The sequence below is a fragment of the Mesorhizobium sp. M0802 genome, from assembly GCF_040320115.1.
Taxonomy (GTDB): domain Bacteria; phylum Pseudomonadota; class Alphaproteobacteria; order Rhizobiales; family Rhizobiaceae; genus Mesorhizobium.
Window position 1 is genome coordinate 57,101 of the sequence record NZ_JAMYOY010000025.1, and the last position, 23,222, is coordinate 80,322.

Sequence of the window (23,222 nt, forward strand, 5' to 3'; positions counted from 1 at the left end):
CGACGGGATTATCGCACTCACCATGCAATCTTCAGCAAGCCTGTTTCAGCGCCAGAAGCAATCCATCGTCGCATCGCCTCAACTCATTGAGTCGATTCGCTTGCTGCAACTGACGCATACCGAACTGCATCAGTTCGTGGAGGGGGAAATCGAAAAGAACCCGCTCTTGGAATCTGCGTCAAACGATGGCGGGCCTTTTGACGATGCTTCGATTTCGGGAGCGGATCAGCCTGTCGGCTTTGGGGCAAACGTCGTTGAAGGTCCGACCGGGGCAGGGTCGCCTGAACGGCTCGGGCAATGGAAATCACTTCGCAACACGACCAACAACCCGCCGGGCAATGGCCCTTCCCTCGACGAGTTTGCTACCCTCGCCGAAACATTGCACGACCATGTCGCTCGTCAGATCGCCCTCACTGCGTTCACACCACAGGAGCGGCTGATCGCTGGCCAGCTTGCCGCCGATCTGGAAGACACTGGCTATCTTCGGGCAAACCTTTTGGAGCTGGCCGAGAGCCTAAATGTCCATGAGGCTGTTGTGGAACGGGTTCTCGGAACCTTGCAACAATTTGATCCACCGGGAGTTTTTGCGCGAAGTCTCAGAGAATGCCTCGAGATTCAGTTGCGCCAGCGAAACCGGCTCGACCCGGCAATGGCAGCTTTGGTTGCCCATCTTGAAATGCTTGCGCGACGCGATTTTGAGGCGCTGAAGCAGCATTGCGGCGTCGATGAAGAAGACCTTCTCGACATGATGCATGAGGTTCGTGCGCTCGACCCAAAGCCTGGGAACAGATTCGAATCCGGTGCGTCTGAATCAATCATACCCGACGTCTGGGTCACGCCCTCGCCGCAAGGCGGGTGGCAGATCGAACTTGATCCCGCCACGCTGCCGAAGCTGCTGATCAACCAAACCTACTATGCCGAAGTCACGCGTCAGACTGCCCAAAATTCGAAAGATCAAGCATTTCTCGAAGAATGCTTGCAAAACGCGAACTGGCTAATCCGCAGCCTCGATCAGCGCGCCAAGACGATTGTTAAGGTTGCGGCTGAAATCGTGCGTCAGCAGGATGCCTTTTTGGAACATGGCGTCGCCCACCTGCGGCCTCTCAATCTTAGAACCGTCGCTGACGCGATCGGCGTGCACGAGTCGACGGTAAGCCGGGTGACCTCGAACAAGTACATGCTTACCCCGCGCGGAGTTTTTGAACTGAAGTATTTTTTCACCGTCGCGATCGCGTCCTGCCAAGGCGGCGATGCGCACTCTGCCGAAGCTGTCCGGCATCGGATCAAAGCGATCATTGCCGCAGAATCTCCCGGCGACGTGCTTTCCGACGAGGACATCGCTGTCCGGCTGAAGGAAACCGGCATTGATGTTGCGCGTCGCACCGTCACAAAGTATCGCGAAGCAATGAACATCCCCTCCTCCGTACAACGCCGCCGGGAAATGCGCTTGTGTTTTTAGATTTGGGTCAAGGCAGCCAACATCACGTTGCATTGCATCAAAGTGGAGACTTCGTTCATGACCCGATCCGCAGCAGGCGTTATGAACGCTGTTCTGCACGACCCAGAAAAGCCAGTCCCACCGTCTGGCCCGGCATGGGGTGCCGTCATTTCGCTTTCCTTGGGCACCTTCGGGCTGGTCACGGCAGAGTTTCTGCCTGTCAGCCTGCTCACGCCCCTCGCGCATGATCTCGGTATCAGCGAGGGAGCGGCTGGGCAGGCGATGACGGCGACAGCTATCGTCGGGGCGATCTCGGCGCCGACGGTGGCCATCATCACAAAGCGCCTGGACCGCAGGACCGTCATGTGGACCATGACGGTCCTGCTGATCCTGTCGGACGTTCTGGCGGCCGGCGCGTGGTCGCTGGCGGTTCTCCTGACTGCACGCGTCGTGCTCGGCATAGCGCTCGGAGGCTTCTGGTCGATGTCGGCAGCACTGGCGATGCGGCTCGTTCCAAGCCACCTCCTGCCTCGCGCTATGTCGACCATCCTCACCGGCGTTTCCGTAGCTACCGTCTGCGCAGCTCCAATCGGCGCTTATGTCGGCGATATCTGGGGATGGCGAAGCGCCTTCATGCTCGCCGCAGCCGGCGGCGTCGCTACACTGCTCGTGCAGCTCATAACCATTCCGAGACTGCCTCCGATTGGAGTGACTAGCGTCCGCAGCCTGCTGGATGTGGCAAAAATTCCGATGGTCAAGGTTGCGCTTTTTGTCATCCTGCTGGTCGCTTCCGGCCACTTCGCCGGAATCACCTATATCCGCGCCTTCCTCGAAAAGATTCCCGCGCTTGACGTCGAGACGATCTCGCTTGTGTTGCTTGCTTTTGGCATCGGCGGATTCTTCGGCAATTTGGCCGGCGGGCTTCTGGCCGAGTACAGTCTCAAGGCAGTCGCGGCCCTTGCACCGCTGCTCATAGGGATAGCGGCTGTTTCGCTACTGACGGCGGGGGCATCGGCCTTCGCCTCGGGGATTGCGGTTGGCGCGTGGGGCTTTGCCTTCGGCGCGGTGCCGGTGGGATTACAGACGTGGATGGTGCGGCGGGCCGTTCCCGAGCAGGCCGAAAGCGCCGGTGTGCTGATGGTCGTTGCATTCCAAGTGGCAATCGCAGCCGGCGCGATTTTCGGCGGGCTATTGGTGGAGAATGCGGGGATCGCCAGCGCCATTGCCTACAGTGCTGTTGCCACGTTCGTCGCTGCCCTCATAGTTTTCCTGCTCGGCCCGAAGCGCGGAACCTAGACCGCCTGACAGGAGAGATCTCAGCAGCGCAGCGGGACGAGAGGTCCAATCGCATGCACGGCGCGGCGCGATCCTCCGCTTGCGGGCGATGCCCCGACGGGAGCGACTGGCTCGCCTTCGATAATGCCTTTACTCTCTTGACGAATGCTCTGGCGGATCGATCTGTCGTATCGTTCGCATACCATCAGCTTGCCTGGCCACTCCACCCTTTGACACGGTGCCTATCCCTCCGGGGCAGCACGAATGCATTTTCGGCGAGCGTCCTAGCGACCTGATCTTATCCTTGTAGTGCTGGGCGGGTTACGCCCCTTGAACTGAACCCATATTGTGGGCGCACCTGCCGATCCAATTCGCCCTTAATCGTCTCGAAGCGACGTAAACGTAACCGTCATTGGCTGCAACAAAGTTGCATTCTTCGGCGCAATAACCCTGCTTACTCGAAATGCCCCGCCACCGAGAGGCGGGTCATCCGCGCTCCGCCCGGCGAAGTCGTTCATCCACGCAACATTGCAGAACAAAATAGGCATTTCTCAGCCTCTATGGGACGTCATGATGGATTCGATCGAAGGTTCCTATGTCAGCCGAGTTGGTTAGTTGATCCGTTTTGACGCGAATTCTAATCGAGCCTAATCCAGCTGGTGAATGGTAGATTGTGGCACAACAGCCTTGGCGATTTCACATAGGTGCTTGTGGTGCGTGAGATAGATGACCTGACCTGTGTTCGCCATCTCCCCAAACAATCTAAAAACTTCCTCCGAGCGAATATGGTCAAAGGTTTCCATGATGTCGTCGGCGATGAAGGGAACCGAGGGCCGGAATTGGGCGAACTCGTAATAACCGGCGAGCCTCAGTGCTAGGTAGAGCTGAAAGCGCGCGCCCTTCGAAAGCGCTTCAGCGAGCTTGGATTGCCCGTCGCGCTGCACCGCGATGAGAACCTCCTCGCCTTTGACGGGCTGGGTTGTAAGGCCTGAATACTGCCCACGGGTCATTAGCTTGAATGCGTCTGATGCACTCGCCATCATCCCCGAACGGTGGTTCTCACGGTAGATCCGCAAAGCATTTCCAGCCGACATGATACCAAGCTTCAGCTCAATGTAGCGAACGGCCTTCTCCTCGATTTCCAACAGGGTTGTGCGCCGTTCGGCATCCAGGCGGGCAACCGCGCTGTCACCGCCGATGGCGTCCAACTTGTCTGCCGCGCGGGTCTGTCGGATCAGCTGTTGCTGGATGATTTCATCGAACTGGCGAAGCCGCTGCTCGCCCTCAGCCTTCTCGACCGCGAGGCTGTCGAAATCGATCGCTTCCAGGATCGAGCGTGCCTGGTCGAATCCATCGACTGCGAGTTCCGCCACTACCCGTTCCTCAAGTTCGGCGACGGTAGTGCGCAAGCCGTCGCGCTCACGCAGCAGCTCGTCGCGTTCGACTACCTCGGACAGAGTGGCGACGCCAAAGACGCCCAGCACTTCATTCTTGCGGCGTTCGTGTGCCGAAATCTCGGTGTCGAGGATTTCGCGCGCCTCCTTGAGGCGCTTCAGCTCGTTGCCGAGGCTTGCCTTCGTTTCACGTGTCCGCTCGGCACGCTCCAGGCGCTCGGCAAGGCGGGTGGCCAACTGCTCCGGCTCGCCATCCTTCGTCGGCTCGTCGGCTTCGACCGCAACGGCGATGACCTCGACCAGAAAATTGGCCCTGTCGGCCTCCATCTTGTCAATACGCAGCTGCAGATCCTCCCGTTCCTGCAGGCTTCTTGACAGTTCGGCCAATTGATCGAGCACAGCGCCAACGCCTGACGCGGACAGACCGCTTTCGAGCCACGTTCCCTTGAGCGCTTCGGTAATGCCGGCCAGCCATTCCTCCTCGCGACGCTCCGCCACCCCTACCGCAACCCGTCGGGCAGCTAGATCCTCTTCTTTGGAACTCACCATTCTGAGCGCCTCGGCATACTCGGCGTCCACCTTGCGCTGCCGGTCCAGAAACAGCTCCGCGATGGCCATGATTGCTTCGAGGGTGTCGCCGGGCTCTGATACTATGCCGACGCTTTCCAGCGCCGCTCTCATTTCCAAGTGTATCTGCTCGCCGGCGTCAGCGGCTCGCTCGGCTTTCAAGCGAGCAAGTTCGATCTGCTCCCAGGAAGCGAGCGCATCGCTGCGCGCCTCGATCTGATCCTCGATCCTTTCGATCAGGCGCTCAGACGAAGGTTCCAGGGCTTCTCCGAGGAGCTCGCTGGCGGCCACACGGATTTCCAACAATTGGGTATCCGCATCCTTGACGAGCTGTTGGCTTTGGATGCCGTTTCGTGACAGGTTGGCCGTGGCCTCGGCCAGGGCACGCGTCATTGCCCGGATCTCGGCCAGATCCGCCGCGCCGGCCAGCCGGCCTGCGCTGGCAACGTCATCGCGCGTCAGTGCCACGGCGAAATCGTCAGCGGTGTCACCAGTCAACACTGCGCGGTGCGTTGCCCACGCATCATCGCGGAGACGGCGGATGGCGGCAGCCGCTTCATCGTCGACAACGTCGACCGAGGCTCGAAGGGCATCCAATCGTGCGGCGAGCATTGCATGGTTGCCCTCGTATTCGGCGAGGCGTTCGGCAAGTACCGCGGTGTTCCTTGCCAGTACTGACGCTACTGTCTTCCAGGCGGCAATCTGCCCGGCGCTCGGAACCGCAACGTTGGCGAGAGCGAGGGCATCTCCGTTCCATGGACGCAAGCGAGCCAGCGATGCCTTCCATCGGATTGTTCCCGCATCTCCCGCCTCGCGAGCCGTCTTGATCTCTGCCTTGTGTCCGCTTGCTCGCGCTTTCGACAAAGCCGAGCCCAGCCTTGCCCTGGCGGGTTCGGGCACCGCCCTTTCCTCGCCGACCCGCTGCCTTGCCACCTGCAACGCATCGAGTGCTGCCGCCGCCTCGTCGCGGGCGGCGCGCGCGCCCGTAGCAATACCGGACCTCTGCTCGACCATAGCGCGAACGACGCCAACTGTGACGGCAGGCAGAAGCAGTGCGGCAGGATCCGGCTCGGAAGACCGGCCCAACGCGGCAAGGCAGCTTGCCACGGTGTTGTTGAGGATTTGCAGCCCCATCCTGCGAGTGGGCAAGTCAAAGCCAGCCGCGGTATGGCGCACCTTGCCCTCCGCCAGGCTGCGAATGCGTTCGGAAATCGACAGGATCCGTTCGTCCTCGTCGACCGCAGTGACTTTTGCCGACAGCCGCTCGACCTCATCGATGTTTGCGGACAGTCGCGTTCTGAGGCTGGCATCGTCATCGATCAGTTCGGTGACACTTCCCGTCCATGTCCGGGCTGGGGAGGTGATGTCCGGCAGCTGATCCAGCCGGGCAATCTTGCGGCGCATATCCGCCAGCATCGGCGCAGCACGTACGTAACGAGCAATAGTATCCAGCCTGGCCACCAGCACCGCCCGATCGCTGATGGTTCGGCCGTACTGCTGCGATGCATCGAGACGTTCGGCCTCCAGCCCCTCATAGGTCGATGCAAGTGTGTCGATCGCATCCCTGCGCGACTTCACGTCAACAAGGCGCTTCTTCAGCAGCGCCAGTTCGGTGCCATGCGCCTGCTTCCGATACAGCGCGTCTGCTTCGGCCTCGAGGCCGTTCAACGTATCGCTTGCGTTCCCAAGACCGGCGCTGGCCGTGAAGAGGAGCTTGCCGAGGTCGCCCCGCGACTCCAGGATCGATTTTCCGCCGGCTTCCAGCGTCTCGTCATCGAGTGAAAACATAGTCGTGTAAGCGTCACGCGACAGTCCGGCGAGATGCGCCGTGATCGCCACCTCGCTCACCGATTGGCCCGTCGCGTTCAATAGCGAATTAGTACGCTGTTTCGTACGCGTGAACGTGTGCTCGGAGCCGGCCAGTTCCAGCACCCCACCGATGCGCATGGCGCTGTACTCATGCAGGAAGTTGTAGCGGCTCCGTTCCTCGATGCCGAACAGCAAATCTAGATAGGCGGAAAGCGCTGTCGATTTGCCGGCCTCATTCAGGCCAAACACGATATGCAGATCAGGTCCGGATTCCGGTTTGGGTCCGAAGTCGATCGTACCATCGGTGAACTTTCCATAGCGAATGAGGTCAAGGCGCTGCAGCCTCATGACGATCCACCGGACTTAAGGCGGGAAGTCACCAAGTCTGCGCCCTTGGAAAGCACCTGATCGAGGAACCGTTCCAGCCCGGCTTCGTCCTTCCCAGCAAAATCCCGTCCGTCGGCCGGAAGGTCGGCGACCATCCTTTGGACGAACGCCCTCGCCTCGGCGCGGAAGGCATCCGAGGTGGCATCGGCGCGCATGGATTGCTCGAGTTCGAAAATCGGATCAGCAGTATCCTCGGCCGTCTCCGCCCGAGGTGGCGCGAGGTCAAGCTCGAGCTTCTCCACCCACGTATGGCCCAGTTGTTCCGCAGCCTGTTCGGCTTCGGCAAGAAGGAGGTCCTTGTCGCGGATCAGCGCCCACATCAGTGGTGATGTTCCTGTTAGGCCAACGCGGGCCACAGCATGACGCGAGCGGACGGTGGCCCGCATCTCTTCGAGTGCGTAGCGAACACGCGCGACGGCTTCCGGCCACTCAACTGCTCCGGTAAGGTCGACGCTGACCCGCTCGAACTGCGCAACGCTGGTCAGCCTTTCCTCGACCTCCACCGAACGGTCGTCGCGCACCGTTACTAGGGAAACTGATTTCTCACTGGCCTCGTTAATGTCCCTCCCCTGCGGTATTCCCGGCATCACCACCGTGCTTGCGCCGGAATGGACTTGGCGAAGATGAATGTGGCCAAGCCCCCAATAGTCGAAACCGTGGGCGTGCAGGTCAGCGATGCTGCAGGGCGCGTAAACGTCGTGACCGGGCGATCCGGCCAGACTGGTATGCATGATGCCAATATTGACGGCTCCTTCGCGAGCAGCCGGATATTTGGGCAGCAGGCTGTCCGGCGCCTTAGGGTTCGCAAAGCTCAAACCATGGAAAACGACGTCCACACCGCCGGCTGTCTGCAATACCGACTGAGCACGACCGCCAAAAATGGTCACGGTGTCAGGAAACACCAGCTGTTTGGAAATCCGCGACAGGGCGTCATGATTGCCGCGGATCTTGAAAACCCTGATGCCGGCCTGGTGCAGGCGTGTCATCTGCGCTGCCAGGAACCGCGCCGTCTTCATCGAGGTTTGATCACCATCGTATAAGTCGCCGGCTATTACCAACGCATCCACGCGTTCCTCTAGGCAGAGATCCACTATCGAAACGAATGCCTGGCGGCTGGCGTCGCCCACGAGCCCGGCAAGATCGGGATTACGCATCGCGAGCGAACGCAGCGGCGAGTCGAGATGAATATCGGCCGTGTGTACGAATCGAAATGCCATTCGGCCTCCGCCAGCAAAAGAGGTGTTCCGAGCTTCAACAGAGATTGCAACGAGGGCTCTACAATGCCCGGTCACACTTCAGCTAATGCCTCGCTCGCGGACTCGCCGGCCACCAACAAACCGTCTTGGGGCCGCAGCAAGCCCTTGGCAATCAAATCGGCGACCCCAGCTGAAATCAACTGCCGCAATTGTGCACTTGTGGCTTTGAAGCCCAGCATTCTCGCAACGGTTATTGCGATTTCTTCCTCCGTCGCACCGAGGTTGGATTTCACGACTTCCATGGCGCCTTGGGCGACTTCGTCCTGCGCAATCATTTCGGGCTTGCGCAATCCAGCGGACACGACGCCGCTGCGATCCCTGAGACGAACAGGAGCACCTGGCTTGAAGCAGAAGCTGCCTCGACGGGCTACTGCACCACCTCTCTGCGCTATGCCTACCCCTCGCTCGATTGCATCCTGAATCCTGCCACCGGCCCGCTGCAGACCCCACGCGCCCCGAATACGCGAAACTATTTCGTCGACATGGATTGGTGTTTCTATAGCCACCACCTGCTCGACCAGTCCGGCCATGATTCCGCTGGGCGTCTCGTGGAGTTCGAACGATCCCGGTCGGTTTAGTTCGGCCTCTTCGTAGGCTCGATTGGGTATCTCGGATCCCTTTGTGCTTTCGAGACCGATTTCCGTCACGTTGCCTCTGTCGACCGTAACAACCTGCACGGCTACAGCACGATTTCTCTGGACCCCCAATTCGGCCCGCTCATCGAGCTCTTTTCTCGCAGCCTCAATCGCTAATATGGTTCGCTCCAGCTGCTCGCGTGGCCTCTGAAACCAGTCAGCGTTCCAGATGCGATGGATTATCCAACCATGGTCTTCCAGAACAGACTGCCGTAGCCGGTCTCGATCTCGGGCCGAGCGCGATGAATGATATTCTGCGCCATCACATTCGATGCCAAGAATATAGCGGCCTGGCCTCTCCGGATCAGCAACCGCGAGATCGATGAAGAAGCCTGCAATGCCAACCTGAGCATGAACCTGGTAACCCTTTCCGATCAGCGCGTTGGCTACCTGCTCTTCAAAGATTGAATCCATTTCGCGAACCGTGGCCTGGGCAAGCGAAATTCGCCCTGTTCTCGCGTAGTGCAAGAAGAGCTTGAAGGCGAAGATGCCTTTCCCTTTGCCACGCTCCAGGTCGATGTCCTCGTCTGTGATGGACGCGAATACTTCGCAGCTGCGCTTGGCGCGGCTTATGAGGACGTTGAGCCGACGCTCGCCGCCTTCCGCACCAAGAGGGCCGAAACGCATGGCCATGTACCCCTGCGCATTCTTGGCATACCCCACTGAGATCATGATCACGTCGCGCTCATCGCCTTGAACATTTTCAAGGCTCTTGACGAAGAATGGCTCGCTGGGGTGCGCGTGAAAGAACTCCTCCGTATCGGGATTTAGTCGCCGCAGCCCTTCGAGTTCATCCTGGATCGCGCGGCGTTGGCTAACCGAAAATGTTGCAACGCCTAGAGTCTCTCGCGGGTTCACCTTCGCATGACGGATGATCGCTTCGGCTACTGCTCTCGCCTCTACCGGATTGGTTCCTGTGCCACCGGAGTCGAAGACCCCCTCTGGCACATGATTAAACCGCAACCCCATGCCTGCCTCTTGGGTATAGGGGCTTGGCACGATGAAAAGCCGGTTCTCGTAGAACTGGCTGTTCGATACGGCGATCAGAGATTGGTGACGGCTACGGTAGTGCCAGCGGAGCATACGCTGCGGCAAGCCGCGGGCCGTGAACAGGCCGAGGATGCTTTCTATGTCGGCGACCTGCGCGCCCTCACCCTCGTCATCTTCAGACTGCGAGCCTGTCACCTTCGCGAAGAATGTCGTGGGTGGCAGTTGGCGTTCGTCGCCAACAACGACCACCTGATTGGCCCTGGCGATCGAGCCAAGCGCGTCCACAGGCTGTATCTGAGACGCCTCGTCCATCACAAGAAGATCGAAGGACATCCTGCCGGGCGACAGGAATTGGGCCACCGAAAGCGGGCTCATCATGAACACTGGCTTGAGTGCCTGGATGGCAGGCCCTGCCTTCTGCATCAACTGCCGGATAGGCATGTGGCCCCGTCTGCGCGCCATCTCAGAACGAAGCAGTCCGACTGGTCCAGCTCCGCCGTCTCTTGAAGGAATTTTTCGGTGATGAGCCGTCACAACTTCGATGGCACCGGACTTGATCCTCTGTCGGTCCAGATCGGCGAAGTCACGTACAGCCCTGGAATGCAGTTCCCCGTCGAACCTTGCCAGCTCCGGCTCATCGGTCGCCATCGCTAGAAACATGCGTTCGTAGTAGGCCATATCGAAGACTGATCGCGCCGATCCTGTTGTAATCTGGCCGTCGGCCAGGCCGTCTATCAACTGTCCCAGTCCAGCCTTTCGGGCTGTTTCGGATCGCTCTCCATAGGCAACCCATTTCGAGAGCTGTTCCTGATGATCGAGCCACCCCTCCAGTCGAGAAACAACCTCGACTATCGCGACGTCTGGAAAATCGTCTACTCCAAACAAGGAGGGAGCATCGGCTTTCAAATCCCCTGCAAGCGCCTTCAATTCCCGCGCTGCCGCTTGGGCCGCTTCACGCGCTGAACGCGCCAAGTTTGCGATCTCTTTTCTTTCAGGCAACCGCGCAGCCAAATGCCGGATTGAGCCATTTTCTCTCAGCCAAAGTTCGGCTTGCGCGAGCGCGGCCCAATCGGATCCTCGACCGAGCCACGACGAGCCGAATGCGAACTTGCCAAGGCTTTCCCCGTCCTCGATCTCTTGATCAAGCGCTTGTAGTCTGCCTAGTCGGCGCAGTATCTCCACCCGCTCACTGATCAGATCTGGAACGTCAGTCAGCACCTGTCGTGACGCGTCATCGGCTTGAGATACAGTCTTTGCCTTCGCTTCCATCAGTTGCAGCGAGGCCCGCTCGGCGGAAGCCACGTCACCTTGCATGGATGACGCAAGGTGGCCTAAATCGTTCCAAAACCCCTCGATAATCGGCTGACCGATGTCGATCACCTTACGAACTCGCACCGCACGCGCGCCCGCTTCAGAGCGCTCCGCCATCCGCCCGGCTATAATTCGCGGTTCCGAGCCAAGTCCCCTCAGCGTGCGCATCCACTCCACTAAGGCCTGGAGTGGTGCCGAAGACGATCTCTCACCGCGCCAATCGGCTCCGAAGGCGGAACGGCCAAAGGCGTCGCCTTCGCGCACTTTTGCTGCGGCCGCTTGGCCCTTCATTAGAATGTCGAGGAGACCCACTATCTCCGCCGCAGGCGCGCTAGGGGCCAGCAAAATAGCCCGCACAAGTGCAGTGGCACGACGGTAGTCGCCATTCAATGCTTTCAATATTCCCGTGTGCTCGGCGAGCGCTTGCCGCGCCGCGGCTACGTTGGTACTCCACGCGGCATCAACAACTTTGCCCTGAAGCTCGGCTCTAGCAGTCTCTAGCGTTGCTACGCTGTCGGCAAGGTCACCAGCCTGTTCCAGCCCGGAGTCCCAAACTGTGGCTGCGAATGCCTCAGGGCTCGCATCGGGGGCTGCCGCAACTCTCTCGCCGGTCATCACTAACCTGAGGAGTCCTGCAAGCGTGTCCGGTAAAACCGTAGACCCCAGTTCTTGATTTAGCCGCTCAGCTTCTTCTCTTAAGCGTGGGAGCAACACGGTTAGCTGGCGCGCACGAACGAAACCATCTTTCGGAAAGTCTGAAGGAAGCTTAGCAAGCTCTGTCTCGAGACCTTCAATTGGCGTGTCGATAGCCGTCGCCACCAACTGCTCCGACAGTTCCTCGGATTTGCGGTTGAAATCTGTTCCTGTCCAGAGAAGCGATGCAATGTCCTTTGGACGCTCATCCCAAACCGGCGAGACTAGCGCCTCGGCAGGAAGTCCAGGTGCGGACGCGAGAAGCTCAGCGCGATCTTCTACCTCGCCGCTGTCGCTGAGGATTTGCGGAGGCTTCGCCTCGATCCGCTCAGCAATATCGGCCAGTTTGGCGTGCAGAGCCTTTGCTTGATCCAGCGACGACGCAATGCGTGGGACGAGCCTCTCAATGGTCGTTGGTAGAACGACATCCAGGCCAACTCCCCGCCATGGGTGGTGGATCGGCAAGCCGATCTCGTTGATCCGCTGAGACACGTCATCGAGAAGTTTGCGACGTTGCGAGACACCGTCATTCGTCCAAGCGGTGGCATCCTCAAGTTCAATATCAACTGGCTTTTGCCCGTTCTGCCTTAGTCGGGTTAGCTGGCCAAGAACCTGGTATGGAGTGAGTTCGGACGTTCCAAATGGAACATGCATCCTTGTAGCATGTGCATTGAGTTTATCCCTAGCCTCCAGCAGGCGTTCAGTAAGGGAAGAAGCAAGCTGTCCGCGAGGCGATCCGAGTTGCCAGGTGCGCCGCAACTCATCCAGCATCATGCGCTTGTTTGCCTTGTTGCTATGGAGCTCAAGGCAGGCGTCCCCCACCCCCGCAGTGTCAAGCCGTCGCTTCACGACCTCAAGTGCGGCCATTTTTTCCGCAACGAACAGCACGGTCTTTCCATCGGCAACGGCCGACCCGATAATGTTTGCGATCGTCTGCGATTTTCCTGTCCCGGGAGGACCTTGGATAACGAGGTCGCGACCCTTTCTTGCATCATGGATCGCCAGCGTCTGAGAACTGTCACTGTCGACGATATGCAACATTTCGGCAGGCGCGATATGCGGATCAATCGCAATGTCGTCCGACATCAGCGGTTCGCGTGTTTCGAAACCATCTGAAAGAAGCGAGCGGATCTTCGGTTGTTCGATAATCTTTGCGCCATCCGGCCAGAGATCCGGATCCAGGTCACGGTACATCAAGAACTTAGCGAACGAGAAGAAGCCGAGCACCATATCATCGGCAAGCACCTGCCAACCCTCTTTGGTCGACACTGCTTCGGCAACGGCATCGAGATAGGCCGAGACGTCGAAGTCGTCTCCTACTTCAAAACGCGGCAGGGCGAGCTTGTGAATGCGGTCGAGATAGAGTTCCAAGGAGAGGTTTGCGGTAAGATCTTCCGTACGAGCTCGCAGCCGAAACTTTTCTCCAGCGGCCCCTCGCTCCAGCCGTACCGGGACCAAAATGAGAGGAGCCTGACGGATGTTTTCTTTGTTGCTCGGGTCAATCCACTTCAGCATGCCAAGGGCCAGAAAAAGGATATTGACGCCCTGCTCTTCCTCAAGTGTGCGGGCATCGTGGTAGAGATCAAGGAGCCGGCGCTGCAGCCCCGTTGGGGTCATCCTCGTCTGAAGCTTGGTGTCAGAATGTCGCGCAGATACCCCTCTATCGTCGAATCCTTCGTCCTCAGGCTGAGCAAGAGCAACGGGGGAATAGTCGATTTCCTCGTCTGGAGGGCTGCTTTCAACCTGGCCTGCCTTCGGCCGATCCGGCTTGCCGGCCAGGAAGGTAAAAGCCTTTCCTTCGCTCACCAGCAATCGATAGATCTCAGACGACCTCTCGTCGACAATATCGATCGTCTTCGCGCTCTTTGAAAACCGTGGCACATTCAAAAGTCGGTTGCGAGCAGAAAGGTCGAGCAATTCCATCCTGGCTCGCTCGAGCTTTTCCTCTAAAGGCAGATCGCTTTGGAAGACCGATTTTTCAACTTCCGACACTCACACCCCCCTGATAGGCTGGACACATAGAGCCTAGACAGGGGCTGTCCGCAACATAAAATGCTGGTTTTTCAACCTCGAATGGCAACCACCAACACTTCAATCGTTTAGTATTGTGACCACTGCGGCTTGGTGGAAAAATTGCGGATGTTTGTTTAATGTTCCGGACACTTCGCATCCCCACCTTGATCTCGAGGTTCCCTTTCGGACAAAATGCCATCATACGTGTGGACGAGGTGTTGGCAGCTCTGGCATCCGCCTCGCCGGCCACGACCAACTGGCGCACAAGCCGACTTCTTTTTGAATCTGCCTCCTAATTTCATTCCAAGAAAACTTGTAGGCTCCAGCGCGGAAAGATGCTCGTGTTTACGGAAAAGGTAACTACAAAGTCGTGACTTCGGGCTGATCTGCGAAGGCACCATGGTGTTCAAAGCGCCGAACTACAAGGCAAACCAGCGCCAGCGAAAAAGGCGCCTATGAATGGTGCAGAGGCACGTTACAAATCATGCAGCTTGCGTTTCACAAAGGATCGGAAATTGAATAACAATCGCTATTCTCATCGTCGCCGCGCGCGACCAAGGCGCGGCGCGGAACCAATCGTCCGCAGACGTTTCTCTCCAGATGTGCGCTTGCCTCTGATCGTGGTGATCGTGGTGGCCTTGGCTGCTTACGCGACCCACTATTTTACAGGCTCGGGTGACCAGTTACGTGGTCTCGATATAGCAAACTCGGCCGGGTCGAGACGGGGGCCGATTGTAGGCATAGCATCGGTGATTGATGGAGACACGATAGAGATCCACGGGCAGCGCGTCCGCTTCAACGGCATCGATGCACCCGAAAGCCGCCAATACTGCAATGACGCTAGCGCACATCAATACCCCTGCGGGCGCCGGGCGGCCGAAGCATTGGCGAATTTCCTTGCGGCTTCGCAGCCTGTCCAATGCACATTTGTTTCATGGGATCGGTACCGTCGCTTCGTCGGCGATTGTCGGCGCGCGGACGGTGTCAGCGTCGCGTCCTGGATGGTCGAACATGGCCAAGCCTTGGACTGGCCCCGCTATAGCCACGGCGCCTATGCGCAACAGCAAACTAATGCTGAAACCGCAAAGGTTGGAATCTGGATTGGGACGTTTGACAACCCTTGGGATTGGCGCGAACAACATGCCGAAGCTGCGAGCCCAACCAAAAGCCCCTTTGGGCTTGTCAGCCGTCGCCAAGTAGCACAGAGCTACTCATGCCAACCTCGCCGCTTGTGCACGCAGATTTCTTCTTGCGAAGAAGCACGTTGGTATCTCGCCAACTGCTCATGGGGGAGCAAGTTGGATCGAGATAGCGACGGGATTCCGTGCGAACGCGTTTGCTGACCTGGGCTCACGCTTTGAGCCCATCCCCAACCATCACTCCCTAGTGTGCGGATTTCGCGTTATGAATTGGCGGTCGGAGCTTCGATGCAATTGCGCGAGTGCCGATAGAGCCTGGCAAAAGGGCTGGCTGACGTTTGTCTTGGAAAATTCCACCAGCTCGTTAAGTCCGGACGGGCTAGAAAACCGCAACGCTTCGTAGCGGCATACAGGGATCTGCCGATTTCTTTGAAGCGCTTGTCAGGCCCGCCGTTTTTGTTTGGGTGAGCCCAGGTGTAGCTCACGATCTCCGCATCAGATGGAACTTTGCCGGTCTCGATAAAATTACTCGGGGCGAATTGGGTCTGCAGATCGGCATATCCGACTGCGCCGTATCGGTTTCCGTCCTTCACCAGCACGAGGTCAGGCATGAAGAAGAGCACCTGCCGACCCACATGGATTGAAGGCGGAGTAACGTTGCTGCGTACAACCTTCGGCAAGGAGCTTGTAAGTGTCGTAGGCTTTTTGTCGACCAGCATGCTGGCCCCGGCATTTCGCTTCCAAGCAGTCAGATCCTCTATCTTGCCGTCGGCAGCGACATGCCATCTCCCTGCGCAGCCGGTGAGAGTTTCGAACGCGCCGACAAGTCGCCCGTAGGCGGCCTCCGCGTCTTTTTCCAGATCGTAATAGAGCACGCTCACCCGGCGGTAACTGTCAAACCATTTGCCAATGAGCATACCCGGCACAAAGGCACCTATGCCCAGCACCAGTGCGGCTCCTCCGAGCTTGGTCCCCACAAGGAAACCTGCAATCCCGAACAAAACCGCGAGTGCTACGGACAGCCGCGTCTGCGATTGCGTGGCATTGATTTCATCGAGCACATTGGCGAATGTCTCGTCACGCATTTCCACCACATCGCGGGACTCGATTTCTCTCATCACGACGCCGTCAGAGACGTATTCCGGGGGCGAGAATTGTGGACGGGGTTGCGGCGCAGATGGGGTTTGAGAGAGCTGAACTACCTTCTTCGCGCTGGCCTTGCCTAAAGTGCCACGATAGTAGAGCCCACCCACGCCGGCGTGGATGTAGTGACTTCTTGGCCCAGTGCCGATGCGGAGGCCCTTCACGCCAACGGAAGCGCCAACCCCACCGGCCGAAAAGTTAAAGCGGAATGGTCCCGCACTGATCGATTTTCGAACGTAAAACCCCATAGCCCACCCCCCCAACTCAACTGCCGTACCGGCTAAGGCGCCAGTCTCTCGTCCCCATTCATGGCTTGGCGCCACCAACCCGCGCCAATTTTGATCGCTGCCTCACCCTAATCTCGATGCGCCTTCGAGCCCGTACATCGCCCATCTGCGCTCCGTCGGTGAGATGATCGCCGGGCAGGATGAGCTGACCACCAGACATCGGCAAAATCGTAAACCCCTTTAATGCGGGCATGTCACTGAGCACACTTGTAACTGAGATCGCGCGGGCCAGCCCAAGACCGGCATTGTCGGCGGGATGGAGTGAGCCGATTTCCACTTTCCCTGACAGGACCGGTTGGAGCCCCTTGTCCATGTTGGAGGATTCGCCCGCCATTGCCTGTTCGTCCGTGTGTCCAATTACCTCAATCACGTCGACACCGTACGAGGTCGCAGTCCCGGCGATGGTCTTCGCAAGATCGCGCAACTTTGTTTTGAAGGCATTCGAAAGCTCTGCGCTTCCGGTATCGAAATTATAGCCATCCAGTTCGCTGAGACTGATGATCGGCGGCCAATCGTGAGGTTTTGCTGCTTGCGTCGGCTCTGCAGCCTCCTTGAGCACATCAGCCAGATCCTGCAGCCCTTTGTCGGTGCCGGCGTAACCAAATTCTCTCAAGACCTTCGCCGCATCTATCATGGCCTTGGTCTGATCAACGCTTATGTCGTTGTCCGCAAGGACTTTCGCGACAGGGGCATTTCGCACGACCTCCTCCAGAGAAATACCTGCTTCCTTGACCGACTTAACAGCATCCTTGGCCAGGACCAGCTCGCGCCATTGTTCGTCGGGAACGGTTCCTCCCCTCGTGGGCTGAAACACCGCTTTTATCTGAGCCACAAGCCGCTTGTTCTCGGCTTCGAGCCTCTGCACGTTTTCCTTGTTTGATTGAGTGGCTCGCAGTGCCTCATCGGTCTCTTTCTGCTTTTTCGTGATGATAGCACCGGCTGCTAGCAACAGGCAGAACACCAAAAGCAGCATCGTCTCGGCCATGGTCAGGCCCAGTATCAAACCGCGGCCATAACCCTTGCGCTCGAAGACGACCGAAGTCCCGCCAGCGTCACTCACCTGCCCCACCAACTGGTTCGCTTAGGCGGTTCCGTTCGTTCGGCGGGAGGCTCGCTTCCCAGAGTTTGGAAAGCGTCTGGTTGGGGCTGAGGCTCGACCCGAATTGGTGCGCTCTCGACGGTGTCATTTGCGGCCAGATCTGCCAGTGGCTGTTCAATCGCGATAGGAGCGTTGAGAGGGGGAACAGGCCTCGGCGCGTGAAGGGTTCTTCCTGCCAAGGTTGCGACAAGGTCTCCGGTGTCCTTGCTTTGCTTTTGCACCACTGCGGCAAGCGCCTGGGTCAAGCGTTGTTGCGCTTGGACGCTCTCCGCTGTTTGCTCTGCGGCTGCCACAGCCTTTTCCACACCTGCGGCCACTTTAGCCACAGCATCAACGATGCCCGCCATGCGGGCTTGCTGTTCCTGCGAAGCCGTCTCTGTTTTGACAGCATACTGAGCGACCGCGCTGCCAAGAAGTTTCACCATCGGCGCCAGATCGTTCTTAAGGACCTCATCAGGGACGACAACCTTCTCCAACTTGGTGGCTACGCTTTCGGCCTGTTCACCCAGTCTGCCAACTGAAGAGGACATTGAGCTGTTGGCTTTGTCGAGCAGATCGGCTGCCGCCTCGACGCGCTGTGCGATCGACGAGAACTGACTTTCGATCTGCCCAAAATTGTGGCTCAAAGCATTGCTGAGCTTTCCCGAGGCCTCTTGAACTGGTCTGATCGATTCCATCGCGATTTTATCCAGGGCCGATCTTATGTGCTCTCCGTTCCGCTCCGCTTGAACGGCGATTTCGGCAAAACCCTCCTCCAACATCTGATTGCTTACGCGGCGAAAGTCAGCGAATTCCCTGGTTACACTTTCCATCTCGGCTCTTACACGCCGCGTCATATCCGCGAGTTCGTGCCTGACCGTCCGTTCGATGTCGGCAGGATCGCGGCGCATCTGATTGTAAAAGATCCGCAAAGCAATGCCCGTGATCGTCGACGTCACCGCGATACCAAAGTTCCTCACGATTGTGTCGGTGGATCCTTCGGAACCAAACTGAAACAGCGATACGCCGAGACTCGTCAACGTAAACAGGAAACCCATGTAGTAGAGATTGTCGCCTGTTTGCTCATCGTGGAGCCGTAGCTTGCCGGTGAAGACGGACGCGGCAAGATAGATGAGCATCAGGCACACCGGTGCGCTCGCCGCCATTATAGGGTCTACGCCCGACAGCTTGGCTATTGCGATGAACACGCAGCCACCCAGGGTTAGCGTCGCAAAGACGAAAAGGGGCAGGCTCGGATGTCCTAAGAACGACTCCCCTCGCTTCTTGGCCATTAGTTTAACCCCTCCAACCCTACCAGCTTCTCAAAATCACCATGATGGCTTTGAACCCACCGGGTCCAGAACTCTGCATGTTCGAAAGAGCCAAATGGCTTCTTCGCCCTATCGACGTAGAGTATCGTAAACCCGACGCCATCGAGCGATGTCCCGTAAGTCCTGTCAGCCGCGCTATCAAGGTACTTCTGATAATCGAGACCCGAACGATATTGTGAGTACAGCGCCGTATGTTCGATCATATCTGACGCGACTATTATTCGCTTAGCGGTCTTCTCTTTCGCCAAACTGCTATCGAATAGCGACAGTTTGATTTTCTGAATTCCGGCCATGATCGGAGATTGGCTCGCGGATTCTCCATTGGGAATCTGGTCGGGAAGGTTCGTCAAAGGGTCCTCGAACGCATCTTCCCATTTCTTCTGCCGCCGAGACGGATTGTTCGTCCAGCTGTCGACCGTCGAGCCGTCGCCCGAATTGCATCCATCAAACATCACAGTCAGGTCGCCGGGCCTCGCGCCCAGCGTCAATATCTTGAGATAGCCGCCAGGCTCGACGCGCCCAATGGTCTTGCGGAATTCATTCTTCAGATCCGCCATGGTTATCGGCGAAATCGGGTCGGTGGCGTCGATCAAGACCGCTGTCAGGCTCACAGGTCCGTTCAGTGGGCAATTCGTGCTGATGTCGATTTGGTCCTTCCCGGATCTCGACCACATCCAAACAAAACCGGCCAGCATCACAGCCGACAGCACGGCCAACCCGGCTGCTGCGACAATTGTGCCGCCACTGCCTTTCTTTCTTCTGCGACCCCGCCTAGCCATTCACGCTATCCGGATGAAGCTTGTCGAGATCTCGGTACTGTTCGATCCCGCGCTCGCATTCCAGCCCGATGAGCCGCACCTGAGCGTTGAGTTCTTCCTGCGCGTCACGAATTGAGGCGCCCAGGTCCTTCTCGCTCCATTCATCGTCGGACGATATCAGGGGTTTTATGCGCTCAAGTTTGTAGGGTGTGGCAAAATGTTTTGGCGCTGGCTCTGTGCGGGCCTGGACATTGGCCTCCCTGTACTTTGAGAGAAGCTGGTTGCAGGCTCGCTCCAGCTGGTCTTGATGCTGCGCAAAGAGCGTCAGCAGCCTCGACCGATGGTCGATGATCGCTCGATGCTCCCTGCGTCTGCTCCCCAGCCGCTTGACGATGTCCTCCACCTTCTCGTTGTGCTCATCGCGCACCTCTTGCAGAGCCTCGATGAGCTCGCTCTTGCGCTCGATGTAGTCTTCCCGGCGAGCCACCAATCTGTTTTCGACACCCGCATAGCCCGGGTATGGGTCGAGAACGAACCAGCCGTCGATAAACGCAAAGATCGAAAACATGAGACCAATGCCGAACAGAAGCCAGGATTTCACGTCCATAAGGCCAGCCGGATTGGCGAGCATGCTGCGCACGACCTCGACGCCGGCTCCGTCCACAAAGGACCCGCTAACCTCGCGGTAATGCGCAAGCGCTAGGTTTATGGTCAATGCCAAGCCGATATAGGCCACTATCGACAGCGCGCCGATCAACTTCACAAAAAGCGATCTGTGAGTCACCAGGCGTGCACAGAATATTGCGAACAGCAGAGCGGCGCCGATGTTCAAAAACGAGAAAGCGGCGGCTTCGAGGAGCCCGCCAAAGAATCCCTGTTCATTTCCCTTTGCGAGGAAATTTCCGTTCATCGCCGTTTCAATGAGGAACAGGAAGATTAGCAGGGACACTCGGAAAACATGGGCCGCTCCGTGTTGAACCCTCACAGCCCGGACAAGCCCGTGCTTCTGTTTGAACCAGTCGTGTTCTTTCTCCGCATCGTTGAGCGATTTGCGCAATCCGTGAAGTTCGTCCAGGCCCACCGCGATCGAGGCCTTGAAATCGGAAACACTGGCGGCGTTCGCCTGACGGATCAGACCAAACTGCTCTTCAAAGTCGAGGCCAGCCAATCGGCCGGAGAGTAGCTGTAGGCTGTCTTCGAGTGTGTGATGTGCGGCCTTCTTTTCGTCCTCGACCCTCTCGATAACTGTGTGCTCTATATCGTCGAAATTCTTGGCCGTTTTCGGGGGCTGGTTAGCCTCGCCTCGCTGCGTTCCACGACCTTCAAGATCCATTTCGCGACCAATTTTCGCGACATCCAAGCTATTGAACAATTGGGTGCTGGCGCGGAAATCGTGATTTGCCTCTAGTAGAGACTCCCGCAGTTTATTTAGCTTTTCGAATTTTATTCCCACAGCACCGCACCCATTTTTGTACCTCTGCCCGCACAAATGGCTTCTATGCACAGTAGAAGCAAAGGGCAACTGCGTCTTCGCAACTTTGCGGTCCACTGCTCACGCGACGATCGTCTGATGTAAAAATGACAACGATAGCTGCCGTGGCAAGCGGACTTGGGCCAATGAATAGGCGAGGCAGCATACTCTTCTCCGCCGGGTTTTGTGGCGAAGGAACTGAAGCTCACGCCAATGAGCTGCTAAAAATCGACTCCAGAGGCGTTCGCGCAGTAGCAGAAGCGCGCGCCCTCGGCGCGCACCACGCCACTAAAGTAAGCGCCGTCAATCTCGACCTCGCCTTCAAGGGTTTCGTTCTTGGTTTCAGCCGACAGGCTTCGCGCAGCTTGTAAGCCAGCACAAAGGCGGTCTTGTACTGCACGTCCAGATCGCGAGAGAACTGGACCGCCGACATGCCCTTCGCGCCGTTAACAAACAGGCAGATCGCGGCGAGCAGATCGACAAACGACAGCTTGCGCCAAGGCGAAGATCGTGCCGCTCGTAACCGAGAACTGCGCCCCCGCAAGCGGCGCACTTGAACTTGCGACGGGTCGGAATGTCGTAATGATCCAGGCACCCGCATTTCCGGCAAACAGGCTCGCCTTGAGTCGAAGCCCAGCGAAGGCGCTTGAACGCGTCGTAAGCCTTTTCCTCGCCACCCTTGTAAATCTCTTTCAGAGAAAGGGAGCGGCTTTCGGCGGAAAGGAGGAAGTGTTGGGCCATTGTCATCATATCCGGTTATATGCGGGGCTTGTATCGCCAAATACAGGGGCCTGTACCACCGACTGTGATGATATTTTTTGAGGCGAGGCTATGGCAGGCAAGGACGACCCGCAGACCGTCGAATACGAGACGAAAGCCAAGAACCTTTTGAAGTCAGAGTTGAAGCGGAAGGGCGTTACCTATGCCCAACTCGCCGAAAAATTGGCGACTATGGACATTCACGAAACCGAGCGTAATTTGAACAACAAAATAAGCCGGGGGGGCTTTAGCGCTGCGTTCTTACTGCAATGCTTAGACGCTATCGGGGCATCCTCATTGCGGCTTTCGGAGTAGTTTTACTCGGGGCGGCTTTACCGCCAGACGAGCGCAAGAGCACTCAGCCCCAACATTCCGAACAGCATCAAGAGACCATAGGCAACCCTGTTGCGGCGAGTCCTCCGCCAGTCCAACAGGCAAATGAACCCCCAAGTTACACTAACCCATGCCAAGCAGGTCACGATGATCGCAGTTCCGATCTGTGTGCCCAGTGGAAGGCTGCCGACGCTGCCCAACAGTCGGCGAACTGGACCACCATTGGCGCTATCGTGGGTGCTTTCACGCTCGCCGCTGCTATGGCCGCTGCTTACTACGCCAAAGAGGCTGCTAGGCACACCCAGCGCAGCGCCGACATTGCCGAAAAGGCTTTGCTCGATATCGAGCGCCCGTATTTGTTCGTCACCGCCACCAAACCGTTGGTGTGGGTGACGCACGATTGGGCTGACAAGCCCGACAACAAAAGACCAATTCCGGAAGCGGCATACTCGATCAAGAATTTCGGACGCACTCCTGCCATCATAAACGAGATTCGGGCGAGCCTCCGGCTTTGCAACTTGCCGCCAACTCCGCATTACCATCCCGGAGAAATCAATGACGTTGAACGGGTGCTCGGGGCAGACGATGCTCTTAGCCCTGCAGCTTTTGATCGCGGCGGCCCTATCACAAACAATGTGCTGAATGAGCTTTTCCTGTCCGATACTCACATAGGGCGGGTTCCCTTCCATATGTATCTGTATGGCGAGATCACTTAACAACGGGATCACCGGCCAATTCGGATTTATCTACCGCTACTCGCCTCCCGGCAATACGTTCCATTTGCAGGACATTCCCGGCTACACCTACCGCCGCCGTGACGTGAAGAATCATAAGCAAAACGATGACTTATCGGCCTTAGACTTGCTCTGAACGCGTAAAGCGGCCTCGGGCGGTTGCAAGATCGCTACAATCTTTATTTTTGATATCCGCTCGGTAAGGCGCTTTTCGCCTAAGCAACTAGGCGTTCTCACATTTTTTGTTTAATAACAAGGCGTTACACAACTTGCCTACGAGGCGAAAGCGCCTTAACTGTCAACGTTTACATACGCGAAAGTGCCTAAACATCCTGGCTGCTGCGGATGGAAGGACGCTGACTGTAAAAGCCCGCCCAACCTTTCGGCGGGCGGGCTTCCACTGTCGGAACTGGAGAGTGTC

13 protein-coding genes and 1 pseudogene are annotated in these 23,222 nt (G+C 57.8%); 5 read left to right on the plus strand and 9 right to left on the minus strand.

Annotation, left to right across the window (positions count from 1 at the left end):
- The first annotated feature begins 22 nt into the window (after positions 1 to 22).
- On the plus strand, positions 23 to 1,459 hold the full coding sequence (gene rpoN / locus NKI10_RS27245; protein ID WP_352862349.1) for an RNA polymerase factor sigma-54: 1,437 nt from the start codon (positions 23 to 25) through the stop codon (positions 1,457 to 1,459).
- Positions 1,460 to 1,516: 57 nt separating this feature from the next.
- Complete coding sequence (locus NKI10_RS27250; RefSeq protein WP_352535966.1) at positions 1,517 to 2,734, plus strand: MFS transporter; 1,218 nt, start codon at positions 1,517 to 1,519, stop codon at positions 2,732 to 2,734.
- 626 nt (positions 2,735 to 3,360) lie between these two features.
- Here NKI10_RS27250 and NKI10_RS27255 read toward each other — a convergent pair.
- The 3 genes from NKI10_RS27255 to NKI10_RS27265 all read right to left on the minus strand — a co-directional run bounded on the left by NKI10_RS27255 (position 3,361) and on the right by NKI10_RS27265 (position 13,747).
- Positions 3,361 to 6,831 (minus strand): ATP-binding protein, encoded by a 3,471-nt coding sequence (locus NKI10_RS27255; RefSeq protein WP_352862350.1) that lies wholly within the window; start codon positions 6,829 to 6,831, stop codon positions 3,361 to 3,363.
- Positions 6,828 to 8,087 carry a metallophosphoesterase family protein gene (locus tag NKI10_RS27260; RefSeq protein WP_352522085.1) on the minus strand — a complete coding sequence of 420 codons (1,260 nt, stop codon included), beginning with the start codon at positions 8,085 to 8,087 and terminating at the stop codon, positions 6,828 to 6,830. The genes NKI10_RS27255 and NKI10_RS27260 overlap by 4 nt, the downstream gene beginning before the upstream one ends.
- Before the next feature lie 71 nt (positions 8,088 to 8,158).
- Positions 8,159 to 13,747 carry a DUF3320 domain-containing protein gene (locus NKI10_RS27265; RefSeq protein ID WP_352862351.1) on the minus strand — a complete coding sequence of 1,863 codons (5,589 nt, stop codon included), beginning with the start codon at positions 13,745 to 13,747 and terminating at the stop codon, positions 8,159 to 8,161.
- Between the two features lie 536 nt (positions 13,748 to 14,283).
- Between NKI10_RS27265 and NKI10_RS27270 the strand changes: the two genes are divergently transcribed.
- Positions 14,284 to 15,111: a thermonuclease family protein gene (locus tag NKI10_RS27270; RefSeq protein ID WP_352653098.1), complete on the plus strand. Its 828-nt coding sequence runs from the start codon at positions 14,284 to 14,286 to the stop codon at positions 15,109 to 15,111.
- A 59-nt stretch (positions 15,112 to 15,170) separates the two neighbouring features.
- Here NKI10_RS27270 and NKI10_RS27275 read toward each other — a convergent pair whose 3' ends face one another.
- The 6 genes and pseudogenes from NKI10_RS27275 to NKI10_RS27300 form a co-directional block, all read right to left on the minus strand.
- Complete coding sequence (locus tag NKI10_RS27275) at positions 15,171 to 16,298, minus strand: DUF4236 domain-containing protein (protein WP_352862352.1); 1,128 nt, start codon at positions 16,296 to 16,298, stop codon at positions 15,171 to 15,173.
- Positions 16,299 to 16,356: 58 nt separating this feature from the next.
- Complete coding sequence (locus NKI10_RS27280) at positions 16,357 to 17,397, minus strand: OmpA family protein (RefSeq protein ID WP_352862353.1); 1,041 nt, start codon at positions 17,395 to 17,397, stop codon at positions 16,357 to 16,359.
- A complete protein-coding gene (locus NKI10_RS27285; protein WP_352447976.1) occupies positions 17,394 to 18,707 on the minus strand; it encodes a hypothetical protein in 1,314 nt (437 codons plus the stop codon). Before NKI10_RS27285 ends, NKI10_RS27280 begins: the two co-directional genes overlap by 4 nt.
- Complete coding sequence (locus tag NKI10_RS27290; RefSeq protein ID WP_352862354.1) at positions 18,707 to 19,525, minus strand: hypothetical protein; 819 nt, start codon at positions 19,523 to 19,525, stop codon at positions 18,707 to 18,709. Before NKI10_RS27290 ends, NKI10_RS27285 begins: the two co-directional genes overlap by 1 nt.
- Positions 19,518 to 20,951: a hypothetical protein gene (locus NKI10_RS27295; protein ID WP_352862359.1), complete on the minus strand. Its 1,434-nt coding sequence runs from the start codon at positions 20,949 to 20,951 to the stop codon at positions 19,518 to 19,520. The genes NKI10_RS27290 and NKI10_RS27295 overlap by 8 nt, the downstream gene beginning before the upstream one ends.
- A 284-nt stretch (positions 20,952 to 21,235) precedes the next feature.
- Positions 21,236 to 21,716, minus strand: a pseudogene (locus NKI10_RS27300) (transposase); the annotation flags it as partial.
- 90 nt (positions 21,717 to 21,806) lie between these two features.
- Here NKI10_RS27300 and NKI10_RS27305 point away from each other — a divergent pair.
- Positions 21,807 to 22,049, plus strand: coding sequence for a DUF6471 domain-containing protein (locus NKI10_RS27305; protein WP_352862355.1), 243 nt, complete (start codon positions 21,807 to 21,809; stop codon positions 22,047 to 22,049).
- Positions 22,050 to 22,300: 251 nt separating this feature from the next.
- The gene (locus tag NKI10_RS27310; RefSeq protein ID WP_352862356.1) at positions 22,301 to 22,783 is read left to right on the plus strand and encodes a hypothetical protein; all 483 of its coding nucleotides are present in this window, start codon (positions 22,301 to 22,303) and stop codon (positions 22,781 to 22,783) included.
- The last annotated feature ends 439 nt before the right edge of the window (positions 22,784 to 23,222 follow it).